At 43.5% G+C, this 18810-nt stretch carries 12 protein-coding genes; 6 read left to right on the top strand and 6 right to left on the bottom strand.

The features are described from left to right. Positions 1-37: 37 nt before the first annotated feature. Together gorA and K1M91_RS15420 are read right to left on the bottom strand one after the other, a co-directional pair. Positions 38-1393 (bottom strand): glutathione-disulfide reductase, encoded by a 1356-nt coding sequence (gene gorA, locus K1M91_RS15425; protein WP_232803062.1) that lies wholly within the window; start codon positions 1391-1393, stop codon positions 38-40. Positions 1394-1494: 101 nt separating this feature from the next. Next, positions 1495-3462 (bottom strand): ATP-binding protein, encoded by a 1968-nt coding sequence (locus K1M91_RS15420; RefSeq protein ID WP_232803058.1) that lies wholly within the window; start codon positions 3460-3462, stop codon positions 1495-1497. A gap of 410 nt (positions 3463-3872) precedes the next feature. On the opposite strand from K1M91_RS15420, the gene prlC reads away from it, so the two are divergent. The 5 genes from prlC (at position 3873) to K1M91_RS15395 (ending at position 13894) form a co-directional block, all read left to right on the top strand. Then, positions 3873-5903, top strand: coding sequence for an oligopeptidase A (prlC, locus tag K1M91_RS15415; RefSeq protein ID WP_232803057.1), 2031 nt, complete (start codon positions 3873-3875; stop codon positions 5901-5903). A gap of 187 nt (positions 5904-6090) precedes the next feature. Beyond that, a complete protein-coding gene (locus K1M91_RS15410) occupies positions 6091-8655 on the top strand; it encodes a GGDEF domain-containing phosphodiesterase (protein ID WP_232803055.1) in 2565 nt (854 codons plus the stop codon). A 3-nt stretch (positions 8656-8658) separates the two neighbouring features. Next, the gene (locus K1M91_RS15405) at positions 8659-9741 is read left to right on the top strand and encodes a mechanosensitive ion channel family protein (RefSeq protein ID WP_232803053.1); all 1083 of its coding nucleotides are present in this window, start codon (positions 8659-8661) and stop codon (positions 9739-9741) included. Between the two features lie 120 nt (positions 9742-9861). After that, the gene (locus K1M91_RS15400; protein ID WP_232803043.1) at positions 9862-13050 is read left to right on the top strand and encodes an EAL domain-containing protein; all 3189 of its coding nucleotides are present in this window, start codon (positions 9862-9864) and stop codon (positions 13048-13050) included. 16 nt (positions 13051-13066) lie between these two features. Further along, a complete protein-coding gene (locus K1M91_RS15395; RefSeq protein ID WP_232803041.1) occupies positions 13067-13894 on the top strand; it encodes a class I SAM-dependent methyltransferase in 828 nt (275 codons plus the stop codon). Here the strand turns inward: K1M91_RS15395 and K1M91_RS15390 are convergent. From K1M91_RS15390 to K1M91_RS15380, 3 genes are all read right to left on the bottom strand, one after another. Then, positions 13891-15849, bottom strand: coding sequence for a methyl-accepting chemotaxis protein (locus K1M91_RS15390; protein ID WP_232803039.1), 1959 nt, complete (start codon positions 15847-15849; stop codon positions 13891-13893). The two genes, K1M91_RS15395 and K1M91_RS15390, sit on opposite strands and share 4 nt — an antisense overlap. A gap of 256 nt (positions 15850-16105) precedes the next feature. Further along, positions 16106-16537 carry a universal stress protein gene (locus tag K1M91_RS15385; protein WP_232803037.1) on the bottom strand — a complete coding sequence of 144 codons (432 nt, stop codon included), beginning with the start codon at positions 16535-16537 and terminating at the stop codon, positions 16106-16108. Positions 16538-16559: 22 nt separating this feature from the next. Further along, positions 16560-17177, bottom strand: a complete 618-nt coding sequence (locus K1M91_RS15380; RefSeq protein ID WP_232803031.1) for a histidine phosphatase family protein — start codon at positions 17175-17177, stop codon at positions 16560-16562. 328 nt (positions 17178-17505) lie between these two features. Between K1M91_RS15380 and ftnA the strand changes: the two genes are divergently transcribed. After that, the gene (gene ftnA / locus K1M91_RS15375) at positions 17506-18048 is read left to right on the top strand and encodes a non-heme ferritin (RefSeq protein ID WP_232803029.1); all 543 of its coding nucleotides are present in this window, start codon (positions 17506-17508) and stop codon (positions 18046-18048) included. Positions 18049-18060: 12 nt separating this feature from the next. On the opposite strand, the gene K1M91_RS15370 is transcribed toward ftnA, so the two are convergent. Further along, positions 18061-18612, bottom strand: a complete 552-nt coding sequence (locus K1M91_RS15370; protein ID WP_232803027.1) for a gamma carbonic anhydrase family protein — start codon at positions 18610-18612, stop codon at positions 18061-18063. Between the last annotated feature and the right edge of the window lie 198 nt (positions 18613-18810).

The raw sequence follows: 18810 nt of genomic DNA, 5'->3' as shown, positions 1-18810 counted from the left end.
TTAATCAAAGCCCAAGTTCTCACTTGGGCTTTTGTTGTTAGGTCATAGTAACAAACTCTTCCGAGCCAGTTGGATGGATTGCGACCACGCTGTCAAAATCGGCTTTGGTAGCGCCCATTTTCATTGCAACGGCAAAGCCTTGGATCATTTCATCAACCGCAAAACCGATACCGTGTAGGCCAACAACTTTTTCATCTTCACCGACACATACCAGTTTCATTTTACATGGCTGGCGATGCTGGGTAACTGCGGTATACATGGCGGTAAAGCCTGAGGTGTAAACCTTCACTTGTTCCTCACCAAATTGCGCATTGGCTTCTGCTTCAGTGAGACCAATGGTACCAATAGGTGGATGACTAAATACCACGGTTGGCACTAAGTTATAATCCATTTTGGCGTTGGTTTTACCGTTAAATAAGCGCTCGGATAATTGACGTCCTGCCTTCACTGCCACAGGGGTGAGCTCGATGCCACCTTCCATAATGTCACCTACGCAGTAGATGCCGGGAACATTAGTTGTTTGGTATTCATCTACCGGAATGTAGCCTTGGGCATTTGTTTTAACGCCCGCGTTTTCAATTTTAATGCTGCTGGTGGCAGGGTGGCGACCAATGGCCCAAATTAGGCAGTCTACGGTATAGCTTTCGCCGTTTTCAAAGCTGATAGTAAGGCTGCCATCGCTGTTCTTTTCCACCGCTTTGGGCGTGCTTTCAGTGTGTAATTGCGGACCTTCCGCGGCCATTACTTCGACTAAGGTGTCGGTTAGCATAGTATCAAAGCTGCGCAGTGGCGCATGTTTGCGCACAAATAGGTGGGTTTCACTGCCCAGCGCATTCAATACGCCAGCAATTTCAACTGCTATGTAGCCTGCGCCTATTACTGCAACACGTTTAGGCTGCTCGGTTAGTTCAAAAAAGCCATTTGAGTCAATGCCGTACTCTGCGCCAGAGATATTAGGAATGGTTGGCGCACCGCCTACGGCGATCAAGATATGATCGGCGCTATAGTGCTTGCCATCAACTTCGACTGTTTTGGCATCAACAAAGGTTGCAAAACCTTTGATGACATTAACCTTGTTATTGCCTAGTACGCGATCATATGACTGGTGGATACGGCCAATATAAGCTTCACGACTGGCGACTAGCTTGCTCCAATCAAAGCCCTTTTGCTCTACGTCAAAGCCGTAATCAGGGCTGTAAAGTTTGATGGCTTCAGCGATTTGCGCGCCGTGCCACATTACTTTTTTTGGTACACAGCCGACATTGACACAAGTGCCGCCAAGGGCTTTTGCTTCAATTAAGGCTACTTTAGCGCCGTAACGCGCCGCACGGTTTGCTGAGGCGATACCACCGCTGCCACCGCCAATACAAATGTAATCAAAATGTTCAGTCATGTTATGTTTCCCTTGGAGTTTTACACGATTCTAGAGAGTGAGTAGGGAAAGGCAAGTAAAAACCGAGGCGGATGCCTCGGTGTAGGGATGATGTGCTTAGCTTAAACGTTATGATAGGGGATGTTGATACGGAAACAGACGCCTTGCTCAACGCTAGTGTCGTGCTCTATGCTCCCTTTTAATAGTTGCACGACTAAGTTGTAGATCACATGTGTGCCTAAGCCACTGCCACCATGACCGCGCTTAGAGGTGACAAAGGGATCGAATATACGTGGTGCGATTTCTTTGTCGATGCCGCGGCCAGTGTCGCGATAGTCAATTAACAGACGGTCATCTTGGCGAGTCACATCAATAACAATTTTTCGCTCGCCATCCCATTCATCGAAGCCATGGTTAACACTGTTAATGATTAGGTTAGAATATATTTGTGTGAAGCTGCCTGGAAAGCTGTGCATTTTTAAATCACCGTCGCAATGGGTCTCTACGACACAACGTGCTTTTTTCAGCTTGTGATTAAGAGAGGTGACAACTTGGTTGAGGTTTTCTTCTAAATTAAAGGTGTAACAAGCTTCACTTGATTGGTCGACCGCGACTTGCTTAAAGCTGCTTATCAGATCGGAAGCGCGGCGTAAGTTACTCATTAATAAGTTACACGACTCATTCATATTGCCTGTCAATTCTTCAATATAGGCGCGAGACAACTTACCTTCTGCGACCCGTTGTTGCAATGACTTGGTTTGATCTTGTAGATACGACGAGGCTGTGACGCTGATGCCGATAGGGGTATTTATTTCATGAGCAACACCGGCTACTAAACTACCCAGTGAGGCCATCTTTTCTGACTCAACTAAGGTTTGTTGCGCGCGTTTAAGTTCGTCAAAGGCGATAACCAGTTGGTTGTTACTTTGCTCTAGGCTGGCGGTACGTTTGATGACTTTCTCTTCAAGCTGGTCATTTAGGCGTTTAATCTCTTTTTCAACCCGCTTTAGACTAGACACGTCGTAACCAAAAGCGATCAGGTATTTAAAGTGGTCGCCTTCATAAAAAGGCACAAAGCTCCAAATGAGCGTATTGGTTTCACCTAACTGATCGGTCATGGTGATTTCGAAATCTTTTTGGTCTTGATATTTTTTTAGCTGTTTGGAAACTTCTTCTCGCTGCTCAGGATTTACAAATAGCTCTAGCCAGCTACGTCCCGACATTTCATGTTGACTGTAGCCCGTTAAAATCACGCCAGCTGGGTTGATCGTGTCTATATCAAGAGACTGATCTAAGCAGCAAATGACTGAGGTGGAAGAGTTGATGATAGTAGTGGAGAAGTCACGTTCGCCAGCGAGCTCTTGGTTAGCTTTTTCTTTGGCAGACAATTCGGCGAAGATTTTTTCTCGCATTTGGTTGTAGGTGGCAGCAAGGCCATCTAGTTCATCAGGGTTCGCTGGGTGTGGGTCGCGGCCTTCTAGTTTGAGAGGGGGAGAAACAGAATCAAGTTTAAGGGAACGGGTGTAGTCAGCAATTCGATTTAAATGACGAATCACTAGGTAATAAATGATTAGCAAAATACAGATAGAGACCACTAAGGTTTTAATGGTTTGGCTGACTAAGATAACCATGGATTTTTCGATTAAGCGCCGATACACCTCGTCTAATGAGGCGGCTACTAATAGCCGTCCAACCACTTCACCTTGATAAACCAAGTCGAACTCACGACTGATATCAAACTTTTGTTTGAGCATTCCTTTTTCTATTAAAGGAACTTCAGAGCTGCCCAATATTTCTTTTATTAGCACGTACTGCATGTTGGGAAGGTTCATTATCCCTTCCACTTGTACCTGCACTTGCTCTTCATCAAGGTTCCACAAGCTCGCGGCGATGGGCTGTAAAAAGCTGGCTTCGATTTGGGTAATGCTGTTTTCAATTTGGCCGACATCTTTGCGGTAGTCCCATAACAGCTGCACTATGGTGATCACGACAGCTAACACACTACTGCAAAGAAGAATATAAGAAAGCAGTCTAAACGAGAGACTGTTTTGTGACATAGAACGTTTAAGTTTTGAAACCACGCTTGGCATTCGGGTGACACCTATCCACTGGGCTTAGCTCAGCCTAAATAATGCGATCGATAACCCTATGTGTCTATTGGTATAGCTCAATGTAATTAAACCTAAGCGAGACGATACTAAGGGGTCGTTATTAATATATTTAGCATAGACTGGCTTGATGCAGTCGGCTATTTATTCAGGATACATCTGCTGCATTATTTTTGGGAGCCGATCGCCCCTTAATTCCAACTAAAACCCGAGTTAGATCGCGCTATTCATCTAATTATTTAGTGATATGTCGTTTTAATCTATTTTTTATGATGTTCTAGTTTCTCCTAAGGTGTGTGTTTTTGCTGATCGCTTAATGAAGCCTTGACCTTGATATTTAGGGCATTGGGCCTCATCTCTGACTTAATTAACTTATTATAAAGAGAAACAATATGACAATTGACCAGCCTTTACCTCAATTTAGCACCATTAATCCTGCAAATATTCAAGCTAATATCACGCAGCTGATTGCTGATAATAAAGCCGCCATTGAGAGCGTGCTGGCCTCTGGTGGGCCTTATACTTGGCAAAATTTTGTGTTGCCACTTGATGAGGTGTCGGATGCTTTGGGGCAGGCATGGCAAGCGGTTGCGCATATGAATGCGGTGGTTAGTAATGATGAGTTACGCGCTGCTCATGATGGTTGTCTACCATTGTTATCGGATTTTGCTACTTTTGTGGGCCAGCATGAAGGCCTTTATCAAGCTTATCGTGAGATTCGTGAAGGCGACGAATATGCGCGATTACAACCTGAGCAGCAGAAATTAATTGATGATACTTTACGTGATTTTTCTTTGTCGGGTATTGGTTTAGATGCGGAGAAAAAAGCCCGTTACGGTGAAGTTAAAAAACGTTTGTCGGAGTTGGCTTCGCAATTTAGTAATAATGTATTAGATGCAACCTTGGCGTGGCAAAAGCAGATTACTGACGTTAACGAGCTATCTGGGTTGCCCGAGTCAGCGATTCAAGCGGCGCAAGAGTTGGCAAAAAGTAAGGATTTAGACGGTTATTTATTTACCTTAGATATTCCGAGTTATTTACCTGTGCTTACCTATGCCGACAACCGCTCACTGCGTGAAGAAATGTATCAGGCGTTTGTTACGCGCGCTTCTGATCAAGGACCTCATGCGGGACAACGCGACAATAGCGGCATTATTGATGAAACCTTAGCGCTACGCCATGAATTATCCCAGTTACTGGGTTTTGCCAATTATGCAGAGGATAGTTTAGCGACGAAAATGGCACAAACGCCCGAGCAAGTATTGGGTTTTTTAACCGATCTAGCGGAAAAATCTCGCCCTCAAGCTCAAGCTGAAATAGCAGAGTTGCGGGAATTTGCGCAGCAACAATCTGGCGATACCGAGCTACAAGCTTGGGATTTGAGTTATTACGGCGAAAAACTCAAGCAGCATAAATACGCCATTTCTGCTGAAGCACTGCGCCCTTACTTTCCTGAAGCTAAGGTAGTAAGTGGTTTGTTTGAAGTGGTTAAGCGCTTATTTGGTTTAACGATTACTGAGCGTGAAGGTGTTGATACTTGGCACCCAGATGTGCGCTTTTACGATATTTTTGATCAACAAGGCGAGTTGCGCGGTAGCTTTTATTTCGACCTCTATGCGCGCGAGCACAAACGTGGTGGCGCTTGGATGAACGATTGCTTAATACGTCGTCGTCGCTTAGATGGTAGCTTGCAAAAACCAGTGGCCTTTTTGACTTGTAACTTCAACAAGCCAAGTGCTGATAAGCCAGCCTTGTTTACCCATGATGAAGTCACCACACTATTCCATGAGTTTGGCCATGGTATCCATCATATGCTAACGCAGGTTGAAACCAGTGGCGTATCGGGGATAAATGGTGTGCCTTGGGATGCGGTTGAGCTACCAAGTCAGTTTTTAGAAAACTGGTGCTGGGAGCCAGAAGCACTGGCCTTTATTTCAGGTCATTATCAAACCGGTGAGCCTTTGCCTCAGGACATGCTAGATAAAATGCTGGCGGCAAAGAACTATCATTCGGCATTGATGATGGTGCGACAGTTGGAATTTTCTCTGTTCGATTTCCGTTTACATTTAGAGTTTACTCCAGGCCAAGCTAATCAAGCACAAGCTAAGTTAGATGAGGTGCGCAGCCAAGTAGCAGTCGTTACTCCGCCCGCATACAATCGTTTTCAGAACGGTTTTAGCCATATTTTCGCCGGTGGCTATGCGGCAGGGTATTACAGCTACAAGTGGGCTGAAGTTTTGTCTGCTGACGCGTTTTCTCGTTTTGAGGAAGAGGGCATTTTCAATGCGCAAGTTGGCCGTGACTTTATGCAGCATATATTAGAAAAAGGTGGTTCAGAATCACCGATGGCTTTGTTTACCGCTTTTAGAGGGCGTGAGCCACAAGTTGATGCGTTATTACGCCATAGTGGGATTGTCAGTTAACCAATAATTCTTTTACTTATAGTAAGGAATTAATGCTTGTTTATAATCAAATAAATCTCACTAATGTGAGATTTATTTGTATCAACAAGGCAGAATCTGAATTTTTTATTTCATACCATATCTTCTTTGCCAGTTTTTTTATTACTATAAGCAACTGTTTTTATATTTCTTTTCTCAGGTGGTTATTATGCCGCACACTTTACACGCCGTGTCAGATCTTGTAGATGCGGTGTCAGGGTATTCTGGTCAAAGATTGCGTGATGTTTTTGTGCAGCAGTTGCACCAGTATTTGGCTGCAGATTGTGTGCTGTTGGCGACTTTAAATAAAACCCAATCTTTACTTGATGTGCAGGCTAGCTCGGGCGATTTCGTTGAGCAACATGGCGATACATTGTTGCTATGCGATTCACCGTTCACTTACGCGCTGAAAAACCGAACCTGTATGATTGAGAGTGGCGCCGCGCAACAATTCCCTGATGTTAATATATTGCAGCTATACCAAGCTGAAGGCTTACTTGCAGTTGCATTATCTAATGACGCTGATGATGTGATTGGGCTGTGCGTAGCTTTGTATCAAAAACCGCTGTCAGATGGCTATAATGGAAGCCATATGATGAGTTTATTGAGTGGCTTTATCGCACAAGATCTGACTTTGCTAGGTAATGACTTTCCTATTGATTGGTTATCTATGGGCCTGAGCGCTTCTCAGCACGAGCTTAAGAATATGCAGCACAAAGGTTTAATCGGCACCTGGTCCATTGATTTCCCTTCACGCAAGCTTATTTGGTCTGAAGCAACGTTTAAATTATTTGATTTAGAGCCCTTCTCTTGTTCATTAAATTTATTTGAGTTAGAGCGCTTCATTGTGCAGGGTGATCGCGCGATGGTAATGCTTGAGTTAGAGAAAGTAATTGAAGGAACCGTCGCAGAGCCTCATGTTTTTGAGTATCGGATTGTTAGCGCTAAAAACGAATCGAGGTGGTTACGTGCCCAAGTTAACTCTATTCGAGATGCGCAGCAAAATTTAGTGCGATTGGATGGGATCACTCAAGATATTACTCGGAGCAAGCTAACGGGTAATGTTCTATTAGAAAAGTATTTCGACTCTTTGATTCGCCACCTGCCAGTGGCAGCGATGCAACTAGGCAAGAATGGCTCTATTGATAGAATCAATGCGGCTGCATTACAGTTATTTGGTTATTATCCTGATGCTGCACAGCTACAGCATATCGATGACTTGACTCTTCCTCAAGATAAGGCCTTGTCAGCTTCCTTGTATCGCTCGTTATTTCGTGGTGAAACAGAGCATGCTAAAGTGCGTAAGCGTTATGTCACTAAGTTAGGCCAAGTAATTCACGGCGATGCTTCGGTTGTTGCTTTGCGTAATGATTTGGGTGATGTTGCGTGCTTCTTGGCAATCGTTGAGCCGATCAACGATAACCCGCTGCAGGTGGAACACATCGATGGCCTAACTTCTTTACCCAGTCGAGCAGGTTTTCTGTCTGCATTGGATCGACAAATAAAAACCAATGCACACTTTGCATTATTGCAATTAGGATTGGATAAATTTAAGTCAATCAACAACACCCAAAAAATTGCCACGGGCGATGCTTTGTTAACTTTAGTGGCTGAGCGCTTAAAGGGGCGCTTGCGTCAGCAAGATTTTATCGCTCGTTTAGGGGGCGATGAGTTTGTAATCATTGTTCCTGACTTGGTGTCAAAAGGGCAGGCGAAAGTGTTTGCTCAGCAATTACTCGGCTCTTTTTCTCAAGGCTTTCAGCTCACCGACCAACAACTCTATATTACTGCGAGTATTGGTTGTGTATTGTTTCCGCAGCATGGCTTTAGTCGCGATGAGTTGATGCAAAAAGCAGGCCTTGCGTTATCAGAAGCGAAAAATCAGGGACGCAATACTTGTATTGTTTATGAGCAAGCCATGCGCCAGTCTGAACTAGACAAACAAGCGCTCTTAGTTGAGCTAACAGAGGCGATTAAAAGTGGCCAGTTAACGGTTTATTATCAGCCCATTATAGATAATTTCTCTGGCAAGGTGGCTAAGTTAGAGGCGTTAGTGCGCTGGGAGCATCCACTGCGAGGGTTCATTTCCCCTATGGTATTTGTTCCCTTGGCTGAGGAGGTTGGATTAATTCAGCAGTTAGGCCAGCAAGTATTGAAACAAGCTTGTTTGCAAGTAAAGCAATTACATGACTTAGGTTATGAACATTTAGAGGTGTGCATCAATCGCTCAACCTTAGAGTTCCAGAATGTTGATTTACAGGCAAGTGAATGGATTAAGGTGATTAAAGACAGTGGTTTACCCGCTGCTTCTGTGACTTTAGAAATAACAGAAAGTTTACTGATGAACAGTGATTCGCAGCATATGCAGCGGATCACCGCGCTGAAAGCGGTGGGGATCAATATTGCTATTGATGATTTTGGCACCGGCTATTCATCACTAAACTATTTGCGCAGCCTACCTGCTGATGTGGTTAAAATAGACCGTTCGTTTATTGCTGATATCCCCTGTAATCAACAAGATAATTTGTTGTTTAATGGCATTATCAATATTGTACATAATTTGGGCATGAAGGTAGTTGTTGAGGGAGTGGAAACTGAACTTCAACAGAATTATATCCAGCAGCAAGGTTGTGATTTTTCACAAGGTTTTTTATTAAGTAAACCGTTGTCATTTGATAATTTGAAGGACTTTTTGGCGGTGCAATTTCGACAGTATTCAGTGGGGTTAATGTAGTATATGGAGTGGATTTCGAATCTGGTCGCCAGTTATAAAACCAATAATTGGATGTTCGATGTAAGTGTGATTTTGCTTATCACAAGTGTCGCTTTTGTATTGTGGCGTATTTTTGCGAAAAAAATGGAGCGCCTTGTCACGCTGACAAGAACCGGTTGGGATGATGCCATTTGGGCGTCAATTTGGAAGCCAATTAATTGGATAGTATTAACCGTGGGGTTGGCAATGGTCGCCAGCGTTTACGCTGAAGATCAAAATAGTGCCCTGCTGGAGTATATTCCACTGGCTTTGACTTTAGTGCTAACTGGGTTGATAGCATGGGCATTTCTACGTTTTATTACTCATGCTGAACATAAGTTTATTGACCAAGGTAAAGATGAAACTACGGTTAATGCGCTGGGCAAGTTGATGAAAGCGGCGGTATTAGTCATTACCGCATTAGGAATCTTTCAAACCTTAGGTTTTAGTATTTCAGGGGTCCTCGCTTTTGGTGGTGTGGGCGGTTTAGTGGTCGGTATGGCCGCGAAGGATTTATTAGCAAATTTTTTTGGTGCGTTCGTTATTTACTTAGACCGCCCTTTTAAAGTTGGCGACTGGATCCGCTCGCCAGACCGCAATATTGAAGGAACCGTTGAGCATATAGGTTGGCGAGTCAGTATTATTCGCACATTTGATAAACGTCCCCTTTATGTTCCTAATGCTGTGTTTTCTAATATTGCGGTAGAAAACCCGTCACGCATGAGCCATCGTCGGATTTATGAAACCTTGGGTATTCGTTATGCTGATAGTAAAAGTATGGCTGCTATTGTTGAAGAAGTGAAAGGGATGCTAACCGCCCATGATGAAATTGATACGACACAAACCATGATTGTAAATTTTAATGGTTTTGGTAGCTCCTCTATGGATTTCTTCATTTATACTTTCACTAAGACTACAAACTGGGTTCACTTTCATGAGGTGAAACAGGATGTGTTGTTGAAAGTGATGGCTATTATTGAGTCTTATGATGCTGAATTTGCTTTCCCAACACAGACATTACATATCGAGGGAGTTCAACCTGAACTGCCTATTAGCCCTGAAGGCTAAGCTAGGCTGACGCGATTGTTTTCAACTTGATCACAAACTCTTGGTGGTCAAGTTGACGATAATGCGATGGGCAGAGTACCCTCGGATTATCTTTTTGTACCATAGATTAACTGAGACCCGATGCAGATATTAGGGCTAAGCCGTTTTTTTTGTTCCCTCTTTTTGGGTGCAGCGCTGTTGATTTTGAGTGTCGGCGTTCAAGCCAAGCAACAAGAAGTACTTGTGCTTCATTCTTATCATCAAGGGTTTAAGTGGACTCGTGATTTACAAGCGGGCATCGAGTCAATTCTTAAAAACCAAGAAGTCTCTCTTTATGTTTCTTATTTAGACAGTAAACGGTTTTTTACCGATGAATACATGTCGTTGCTGACGGAAGCCTTCGCCCGAAAATTTTCTCATCGTGACTTTGATGTCGTTATTGTTACCGACAATAATGCCCTCGCATTAGCAAAAACTTATGGCCAACGTCTTTTCCCTAATACACCTATTGTGTTTGCTGGCGTGAATAATTTTACCCCCGCCTTAATTGATGGCATGGCGAAAGTGACCGGCGTAGTTGAGAGCCCTGACTTGTTAGACACCTTAAATGCAGCTTTAAGTTTGAAACCGCGCACTAAAGATGTCTACGTGATTGTTGAAGATACCAATACTGGGCTGTTATTACAGCGCGATATAGAAAGGATAAGTAGGCAGATTTACCCTAAGGTACATGTTTTACACGAAGAAACATTTCTTACCTTAAAGCAAAAGGTCACCAATATTACCGGGGATGCGATTATTCTGTTCACTGTCTTCTCTCGTGATCGAGATGGCCAATACTTAGAGCATGAAAGTTTACTGCAATCGTTATTTGAGGTGGCTAAGGTGCCGATCTTTGGCTCTTGGGACTACACCTTAGGCTATGGTGTCGTTGTTGGTGGCAAAATGGTCAGCGGTTTTAGTCAAGGTGAGCGGGCCGCGCGCAAAGCCTTAGATATTCTTCATTCTGTTCCTATTGAAGCTTTACCCATAGAAACTAAGTCAAATAACCAATACGTGTTTGATGCTGAATTGCTGAAGCATTGGCAGTTAGATTTTGATCAGCTACCAAAAAATTCGTTAGTGGTTAATCAAACGGAGAACCAATACAACATTTATCGTGACAATTTTTTTGTCGTGTTGGCTATCGTGTTGAGCCTTTGCATCATTATTGCGTTATTGCAATTTAACTTATTAAAGCAAAAGCGTGTTGAGCTTGAGCTGCGCGCCAGTCGCACCCGTTTTAGTGCTCTGTTTCATGAGGCTTTTCAATTTATTATCTTGCTTGATGATAAAGGTCGGATTTTACAAACCAATAAGGCCGCGTTGCAGTTACTGGGCCTGAATGAGGTTGATGTAATTGGCGAGTATATTTGGGAGTCTCCTTGGTGGCGCCATGATTTAGAGGAGCAGCAAAAGCTTGTTGCTGCGATTGAAATGGCGCAAAAAGGCGATTTTGTGCGCTATGAAAGTCAGCAAATGAATAGCAGTAAGCAGACGGTCATTGTGGATTTATCATTGAAACCCGTGCGTGGTGGTCAGGGTGTTGAGATGATCCTACTAGAAGGTCGCGATATTAATAGTATCAAGCGAGCAGAAGTCGAATTAAGAGAAAGTGAAGCGCGTTATCGGGTTCTGCACGATGAAAACCCGTTTATGCTACTAACCATTAATAATCAGGGATTAGTTCTTTCGTGTAATCGCTATGGTGCGTTACTGCTTGGTTATTCCGTTGATGAGCTGGTTGGTAAAAACATCACTTTATTCCACACGGTGGCACATGATATTGGCACTCAGGTTAAGTATTTAAATCAATGTGCTAGTAATCCTGATGGTTTGCTGAGTCGTCAAATCCAATATCAGACCCGTTTAGGGCAAACCTTGTGGCTTAATGAAACCACTCGCAAGGTGCCAGGTAAAGAGCAGTTCTTTTTAGTGTGTGAGGACATTACCGAAACTAAGCATTTGTCTGAGCAGTTGTCATATCAAGCTTCACATGATTTTTTAACCGGGTTGGGTAACCGCAGCTTTTTTGAATCGGAGTTACAAAAGCATATTGATTCTGCCGCTGATGCCGGCCGGGTGCATGCTCTAATGTACTTGGATATGGATCAGTTTAAGGTTATCAATGATACCTGTGGTCATAGTGCCGGTGATGAAGTATTGAAACAGCTTGCAACTTTATTAACTGATAGCTTGCCATCCCACGCATTACTGGCGCGTTTAGGGGGTGATGAATTTGGGGTGATAATTGCAGATAGTTTACCTGATGATGCGCTAGCCTACGCCCATGGCATTATAGCCGCGATTGCTGAACACCATTTTATTTCTGAAGAAAAAACCTTTTCTCTAGGCGTGAGTATTGGTTTAGTGGAAATGAATGAGAGCAGTGGTAATCGCCAGTATGTTTTAAGTTGTGCCGATACGGCTTGTTATGCGGCAAAAGATGAAGGTCGCAATCGGGTTCATGTGTTTAAACAAGATGATCAAGAGTTGCAGCGACGCCACGGAGAAATGCAGTGGGTAAATAAGGTGCAACAGGCGTTGCGAGAACATCGATTCTGTCTTTATGCCCAGCCAATCAAGCGAGTAGGGACTCAAGGCGAGGATAAAAGTTATCTTCATTACGAAGTGCTGACGCGAATGATAGATGATAATGGCAAATTGGCTCCGCCGGGACTATTTATTCCTGCTGCTGAAAACTACAATCTGGCCGATAAGTTAGACAAGCTGATTATCGATAAGACTTTAGCTTGGTTAAAAGGCCATCCAGATCATGTGGCGAAATTGGATCAGTGTTCAATTAACCTTTCTGGACAGTCGATTGGTAACAAAGAATTCGTTGAGTACTTGGTTAAGGCTTTGGTTGACTCCGAATTGCCACTATATAAAATTTGCTTTGAGGTAACCGAAACCGTTGCTATTGCCAACTTTAGTCATGCTTCCTTCTTGCTGAAAGAGTTGAAAAAACTAGGCTGTAAATTGGCGCTGGATGACTTTGGTACTGGTCTTTCGTCATTTGGTTACTTGAAGCGTCTGCCGGTAGACTACTTGAAGATTGATGGCTTGTTTGTACGCGATATAGCTGATGATGAGATGGATTATGCCATGGTGCGCAGTATCAACGAGGTCAGTCAGTTGATGGGGAAACAAACCATCGCGGAATGTGTTGAAGATGAGCGAGTCATGATGCGCTTAGCTGAAATTGGCGTCGATTTTGCGCAAGGCTACCATTTAGGTAAACCGATGCCGATTGAGATGATGGCGCTGGTTTCCCTCGCTATGGAGTAAGATTGAATCTCCGACTGTGACTCAGTGGGTTGGTTTTTATTGCGATGAATTAATCTGCTATGATGCGGAAAATTTCTTATTGAGTGTGCTTGTGATCCCTCTTCTTGCTGATTTCCCTGAGCTTAATGCTGATGCTGACAAGCTACGAAAAAAATGGGGCTTTAGCGCCAAGCGAACGCCTGATGACTTATTGGTGTTGGTGCTAACGGCGACCCAACTTGAATTACGTAAAGTAGATGAGCCTAAGCTCGGTGCCGTGGCTGTTGATTTTGTTACTGGCGCGGCAGCCCATCGGCGCAAGTTTGGTGGCGGCAAAGGGCAAACTATCGCTAAAGCGATAGGGATTAAGGCTAAGGCTGGTTTAACGGTTATTGATGCTACCGCAGGTTTGGGCCGCGATGCTTTTGTATTTGCCTCTTTGGGTTGTCAGGTGACTTTAGTTGAGCGCTCTCCAGTAGTGGCGGCCTTATTGGAAGATGGTTTGCAGCGCGCTTACCGCGATCCTGAAATAGGCGCTTGGATGCAAGCGAATATGCAATTACAGTTTGATTCAGGGATCGATTGGCTAGCTCATGCTCAAGCTGATGTGGTTTACCTTGATCCTATGTTTCCCCATAAGAAAAAAAGTGCGTTAGTCAAAAAAGAAATGCGTGTGTTTCAGCACTTAGTAGGGCCTGATTTAGATGCTGATGCTTTACTGGCTCCCGCCATGTCTGCCGCTCAATATCGTGTGGTTGTTAAACGGCCTGACTATGCACCTTGGTTGGCCCAGCAAAAACCCACACTAGCGTTTACGACCAAAAGTAATCGCTTTGATGTTTATGTTAACAAGGGGCTTACTTAAGCCCCTTGTTCTGCTGTTTGATTGTGCAGAGCATGAATAATGGTGTCGGCTTCTTGCTTTATTTGTTCTGCAATTCGTTGCGATAAGCTCGAGACTTGTTGAGATTGCTGTTTGACCTGCTCGATTGCCGAGGCAAAATCGACCAGCTTATCGGATTGCAGCTTGGCATTAATGCTACCTTGCTCGGCGACGACTGCTGAATTGACCGCGGTTTCTCTTACGCCTTGTGCAGTAATCCACAGTGTGTCAGCCGTTTCTTTCTGTTTTATTGAAGCCACTGATATACCGTCTATATCCTTTCTTAACCCAGATGACGCTTGGCGTAATTGCTCTAAGATAGTGGATATTTGGCTAAGTGATTCTTGGGTGCGAAGTGACAACTGTCGGACTTCGGTGGCGACAACGGCAAACCCTCTACCATGATCGCCAGCTCGAGCTGCCTCAATAGCAGCATTGAGGGCTAATAAATTCGTTTGTTCAGAAATATTACTGATGACATCGATAATTTTTTCAACATCATCAACAGACAGGCTAAGGGAAGCGAGCGAGTCATTACAACGTTGCACCGCCTGACTGGTGTTGTCTGTCGCAGCAAGTACTTGCTTAGCGTATTTTTGGCTGTCGAGCATTGCGCCCTCACTATTTTTAGCATGTCCTAGGATAGTGTGAGAGCTTTGTTCAACCTCTTGTGCTAGCTGATTAAGCTCCTGCACCATTACTGCGCTTTGACTGGCGGCCTGGCTGTTGGCTTTAGAATCTGTCTCGATCACTTGTACTTGGTCAACCATTAGCTTCAGTGCGTTGGATACTTTGACTAATTGTTCGGCTTTATATGCTTGTGTTGATTGAATATGAGTGATCAGTTGATTGAAATACTGTGCTATTTCACCTAACTCGCCTTTTGAATTAGCTAAGGCGAGGGGACGTGGCAGACCGGTTTCTACCAGTTGTGCGAAAGCATTCTTTAATTGCTTGAGGCGCTTGACGACAAGCTGTTGCTGAAATACAAATGCGATTAAGGCATACACAATGAGCGTTGCGAGTGATAGCAATAAAGCCAGGCGGATGTCAGCCAAGTTTTGCTCTGTTTCAGCTTGTATTTTTGCTTCTATCACTAATATGGCCGTTTCTAGATGATCTACCTCTTGTTTTAGTTGATTGCTGGCTTTGATGGTGGAATTGATATTATGCTCGGTATTGTCGAGCTCTTTCGGATAACGTTTAATTAAATTAGCCAGCTCAGCAATAGCCGCTTGGCCTTTTTCAACCGGATCTTCATCGTCATCAAAGCTAAGTTCATCAGGATCTCGCTCGACAATATAATAAATGTTTAACGGCGCTTTCGTTACTAGTCGATCTAAAGTTACGCGCATTTTTTGCTGGTAATAGTGTATTGCTTCGAGTTGCTCTGGTTGCATTTGCTGCAGGTACTTGGCTCGCTGTTGGCTGAGTTGTATCAGTGATTCGTTTAGCTCTTGGCAAAGAGTAAGATAAGCAGTAGCCAAAGCTGTATTCTCGTTTAGTCCCTCAAGTGCGTAGCTTTGTAGGCTGTTTAATGAGCCAAACATTTCTTGCTCAGCGAAAATGAGCAGTTGTTGACTGTTGCCTGATAGTTTACCTGCTGCACGATAATCATTATTAAGGCCTTCTGATAACGCGGCTACTTTGTCATCTATTTGCGCTACTTGTCGATTGGGAAAGGCAGAAAGTTGTTGTGATAAGGTGTCTAACTGTTGCTGTGCGAGATTTAGTTGTCCTGCGTCACCGCTATTTAAATAAGCTTGGATGGTACGTTGAAAAGTGACACTGATCTGATGTTTTAACGCTTGGTATTGTTGCGCTTGTTGTTGCATCGTTCGGATTTGAACGCCGCTGTGCCACATCGAGTAACCGAGTATGCTTGCTAATATCATTAGTAATAGTGATGATAGGAGAGAGAAGGTGCTTATGCGCATGATGCGTTGCCTAGAGCCGTTGTGATAAAGCGGATGCTAGTGGCTACCGGTTACAAATATATGACAGCTATTAATACTTTATACTGAGTTTATGAATGAAGAAAAACCAGACCTTGTGTGATTGGAAACGGGCTGATATTGAAAAACATCATACTAGCTTGAGGGAGCTGGTTATTCAGCCCCAATTCGTGTGCCGTAAATGCGCCCGTGTGGCGAGTACAAAAAAGGTGCTTTGTAAGCCTTTTCCGCTTTAATGTTAGTGATTTGTTATTGGCACAATCAACAGATCACAGGGGGCTTGATGCAACAATTTTTTTGCCGTGGTGTGGAAATAGCTCCACAGTCCGTGGTGATGGCCGGCAATGATCAAGTCAACTTCTAAGGATTTCGCTGAGGTTAAAATGCTTTCAGGCATCTCACCACAAACAATTCTGTGCTCTATCAATGGGTAATCTAGTTCAGCCATTAATGTATCTAATTCAGCTATTGATTGTTCAGTGAGTTGTTTTTTTATCTCTTCTATGTCCATCGCAATCATATCGGTATAAAGCTGGTTAAGTTGCATGTTTACGTGTAGTAGGGTTAGTTTTGCATGCTCGATACGAGCACGTTCAACGGCTTTGTTTAGTAAGGTTCGACTATCTTTATCCAAACTAAGTGCCACTAAAATGTGTTGATAAGCAGCCATATGCTGTCCTCCTATAATGCTATTACTTCAGTATAGAACTAAGGGAGTTAGCCTGCTGATTAAGGCGAACGAGTTGCCACTGCTGTCGATTAAAAATGACTTCGGTAACGCTACAGTTGGCGAGCTCAAGTAACTGCATGTTCTGTTTTGGCCAGTTCAATAAATGATGCAGTAAATAGTTTAAGCTGTAGCCGTGGCCGATAATCGCGTGGTTGCCTGATGATTCTGCGCTAAGGTGCTTGATAAATTGCGAGAGCCTAGATTCAAGTTTAGCTAACGGCTCTGCGTCAGCATACGGCAGGTTGATTTGCTGAGTATATAGCCGCTGTAAGTGATACTGTTTTTCAGCGGGCATCAATTTGAGATGCTGGCCTTCTAAAGAGCCAAAACCGATCTCGCGTAAGAGTGGTGTGAGCTTGGGAGTGAGTTGATGCGGCTGGGCAATTTGAGCTGCGGTACTGCTCGCTCTTGCTAAGTCACTACTATGAATAGTGTTAATCGTAAGATGTTGGCATGCTCCCGCTAAGGTTTTAGCCTGAGATAAGCCGTTGCTATTGAGTAGGGTGTTTTGTTGGCCTTGTAGAATACCGTGTTTATTTGCATCGGTTTCGCCGTGGCGAATTAAGTACAGAGTTATCAATGTTCGCCACTGTCAGTTGGTTCTTAAGTGGTGCGCATCATAGCTTAAAAAGGGATATCTTCAATCAGATAAAAGAGAGTAAAAATAGTAGCATAATGAAGCTTAATATTTTCCATTCCTTGAATAATAGTTCCATGATGAGTACTCCTATTGATAATTTAGCTATTCTAGCAGTCGTCCGTAGATGGGGTTGTGAAATATGTCAAGAAATGAACGATCCACTGAGACAGTTTCATACTTTATGGTGGCAATTTAAAGTGGGGTGGTATTTGTCCATCTAACTATGTGAAAATGTAACTAATCATAAAAGCCGATTAAAGGAGCTGTAATGTTAAAGCCTAATATGATCGAGAAATTAAACGAGCAAATTAACCTAGAGTTTTATTCTTCAAATCTTTACCTGCAAATGAGCGCCTGGTGTGAAGATAAGGGGTTAGAAGGTGCGGCGGTATTTTTACGAGGCCACGCTAAAGAAGAAATGGAGCATATGCATCGTTTATTCACGTATGTTAGTGAAACAGGCGCATTACCAATCCTGGGTGCGATTGATGCTCCACCACATGATTTTGAATCATTAACTCAGGTATTTCACGCCACCCTTGAGCACGAGCAAATGATTACACAAAAAATCAATGCTCTCGCCCATGAAGCTTTTACCTGCCAAGATTATTCAACATTTAATTTTTTACAATGGTATGTGTCTGAGCAGCATGAAGAAGAGAAGCTGTTTAAAACTATTATCGATAAGATCGACTTGCTGGGCGGTGACAAACAAGCTCTCTATTTTATGGACAAAGAGCTTGCAGAGTTAGCTAAATCAGGCAGCCCAAGTATTATTGACTCCGCTACAGTGGCTGAAGCGGGTTTTTAGGCTACCTTGTATTTAACTTGGCTGATTATGTTCGGCCAAGTATTCATTTTTTAAGCGCACATAGTTTTGCGCTGATTCAGGTAAAAAAGACAATTCGGCAGGAGTCAGCTTTCGCGCTTGTTTGGCTGGAGAGCCTACATATAAGTAGCCTGATGTTAATGTTTTTCCGGGCGGGACGAGAGCTCCAGCACCAATAATTACATCATCTTCAATAATTGCATTATCTAAGATAATTGCGCCCATACCGACCAAAACCCTATTACCCACAGTGCATCCATGTAACATAGCCTTGTGGCCAATGGTGACATCGTCCCCAATGAGAAGTGGAAATCCATTTGGATTTTTATCTGTTTTACGGGTGACATGTAACACAGTGCCATCTTGAACGTTACTGCGCGCGCCAATTTTTATATGGTTTACATCGCCACGTGCCGCAACCAGTGGCCAAATGCTTGCATCTTCGGCTAATTCTATATCGCCAACCAATACGGCTGCTTCATCTATATAGCAATAATCGGATACTTTAGGGTAAATACCTTTATAAGGGCGTAATTTGTGATTCATAAGCGTTCTCCTTTTTGCCGACATTAGCATATAAAAACAGCAAAACAAGATGGAGTATCTGCAAATCCTGTGGATAAGTTGAGTGAAACTTGTGAGTGTAATTTAATTACAATTTTTCGTTAAAAAAGCCTTGCGCCAGAATCGAATCTCCCTATAATGCGCAACCACTGAGACGGCACAGCGCAAGGCGCAACGCAA

It is taken from the genome of Motilimonas sp. E26, assembly GCF_021278025.1.
Lineage (GTDB): Bacteria > Pseudomonadota > Gammaproteobacteria > Enterobacterales > CBDFNC01 > Motilimonas.
Note: the sequence above shows the minus strand (reverse complement) of the source record. Positions and strands in the feature narration are given on the sequence as shown.

Bases quoted from the DNA above. Each gene is read 5' to 3' on its own strand.
- gorA (WP_232803062.1), bottom strand. From the start codon at position 1,393: ATGACTGAACATTTTGATTACATTTGTATTGGCGGTGGCAGCGGTGGT.
- K1M91_RS15420 (WP_232803058.1), bottom strand. From the start codon at position 3,462: ATGCCAAGCGTGGTTTCAAAACTTAAACGTTCTATGTCACAAAACAGT.
- prlC (WP_232803057.1), top strand. From the start codon at position 3,873: ATGACAATTGACCAGCCTTTACCTCAATTTAGCACCATTAATCCTGCA.
- K1M91_RS15410 (WP_232803055.1), top strand. From the start codon at position 6,091: ATGCCGCACACTTTACACGCCGTGTCAGATCTTGTAGATGCGGTGTCA.
- K1M91_RS15405 (WP_232803053.1), top strand. From the start codon at position 8,659: ATGGAGTGGATTTCGAATCTGGTCGCCAGTTATAAAACCAATAATTGG.
- K1M91_RS15400 (WP_232803043.1), top strand. From the start codon at position 9,862: ATGCAGATATTAGGGCTAAGCCGTTTTTTTTGTTCCCTCTTTTTGGGT.
- K1M91_RS15390 (WP_232803039.1), bottom strand. From the start codon at position 15,849: ATGCGCATAAGCACCTTCTCTCTCCTATCATCACTATTACTAATGATA.
- K1M91_RS15385 (WP_232803037.1), bottom strand. From the start codon at position 16,537: ATGGCTGCTTATCAACACATTTTAGTGGCACTTAGTTTGGATAAAGAT.
- ftnA (WP_232803029.1), top strand. From the start codon at position 17,506: ATGTTAAAGCCTAATATGATCGAGAAATTAAACGAGCAAATTAACCTA.
- K1M91_RS15370 (WP_232803027.1), bottom strand. From the start codon at position 18,612: ATGAATCACAAATTACGCCCTTATAAAGGTATTTACCCTAAAGTATCC.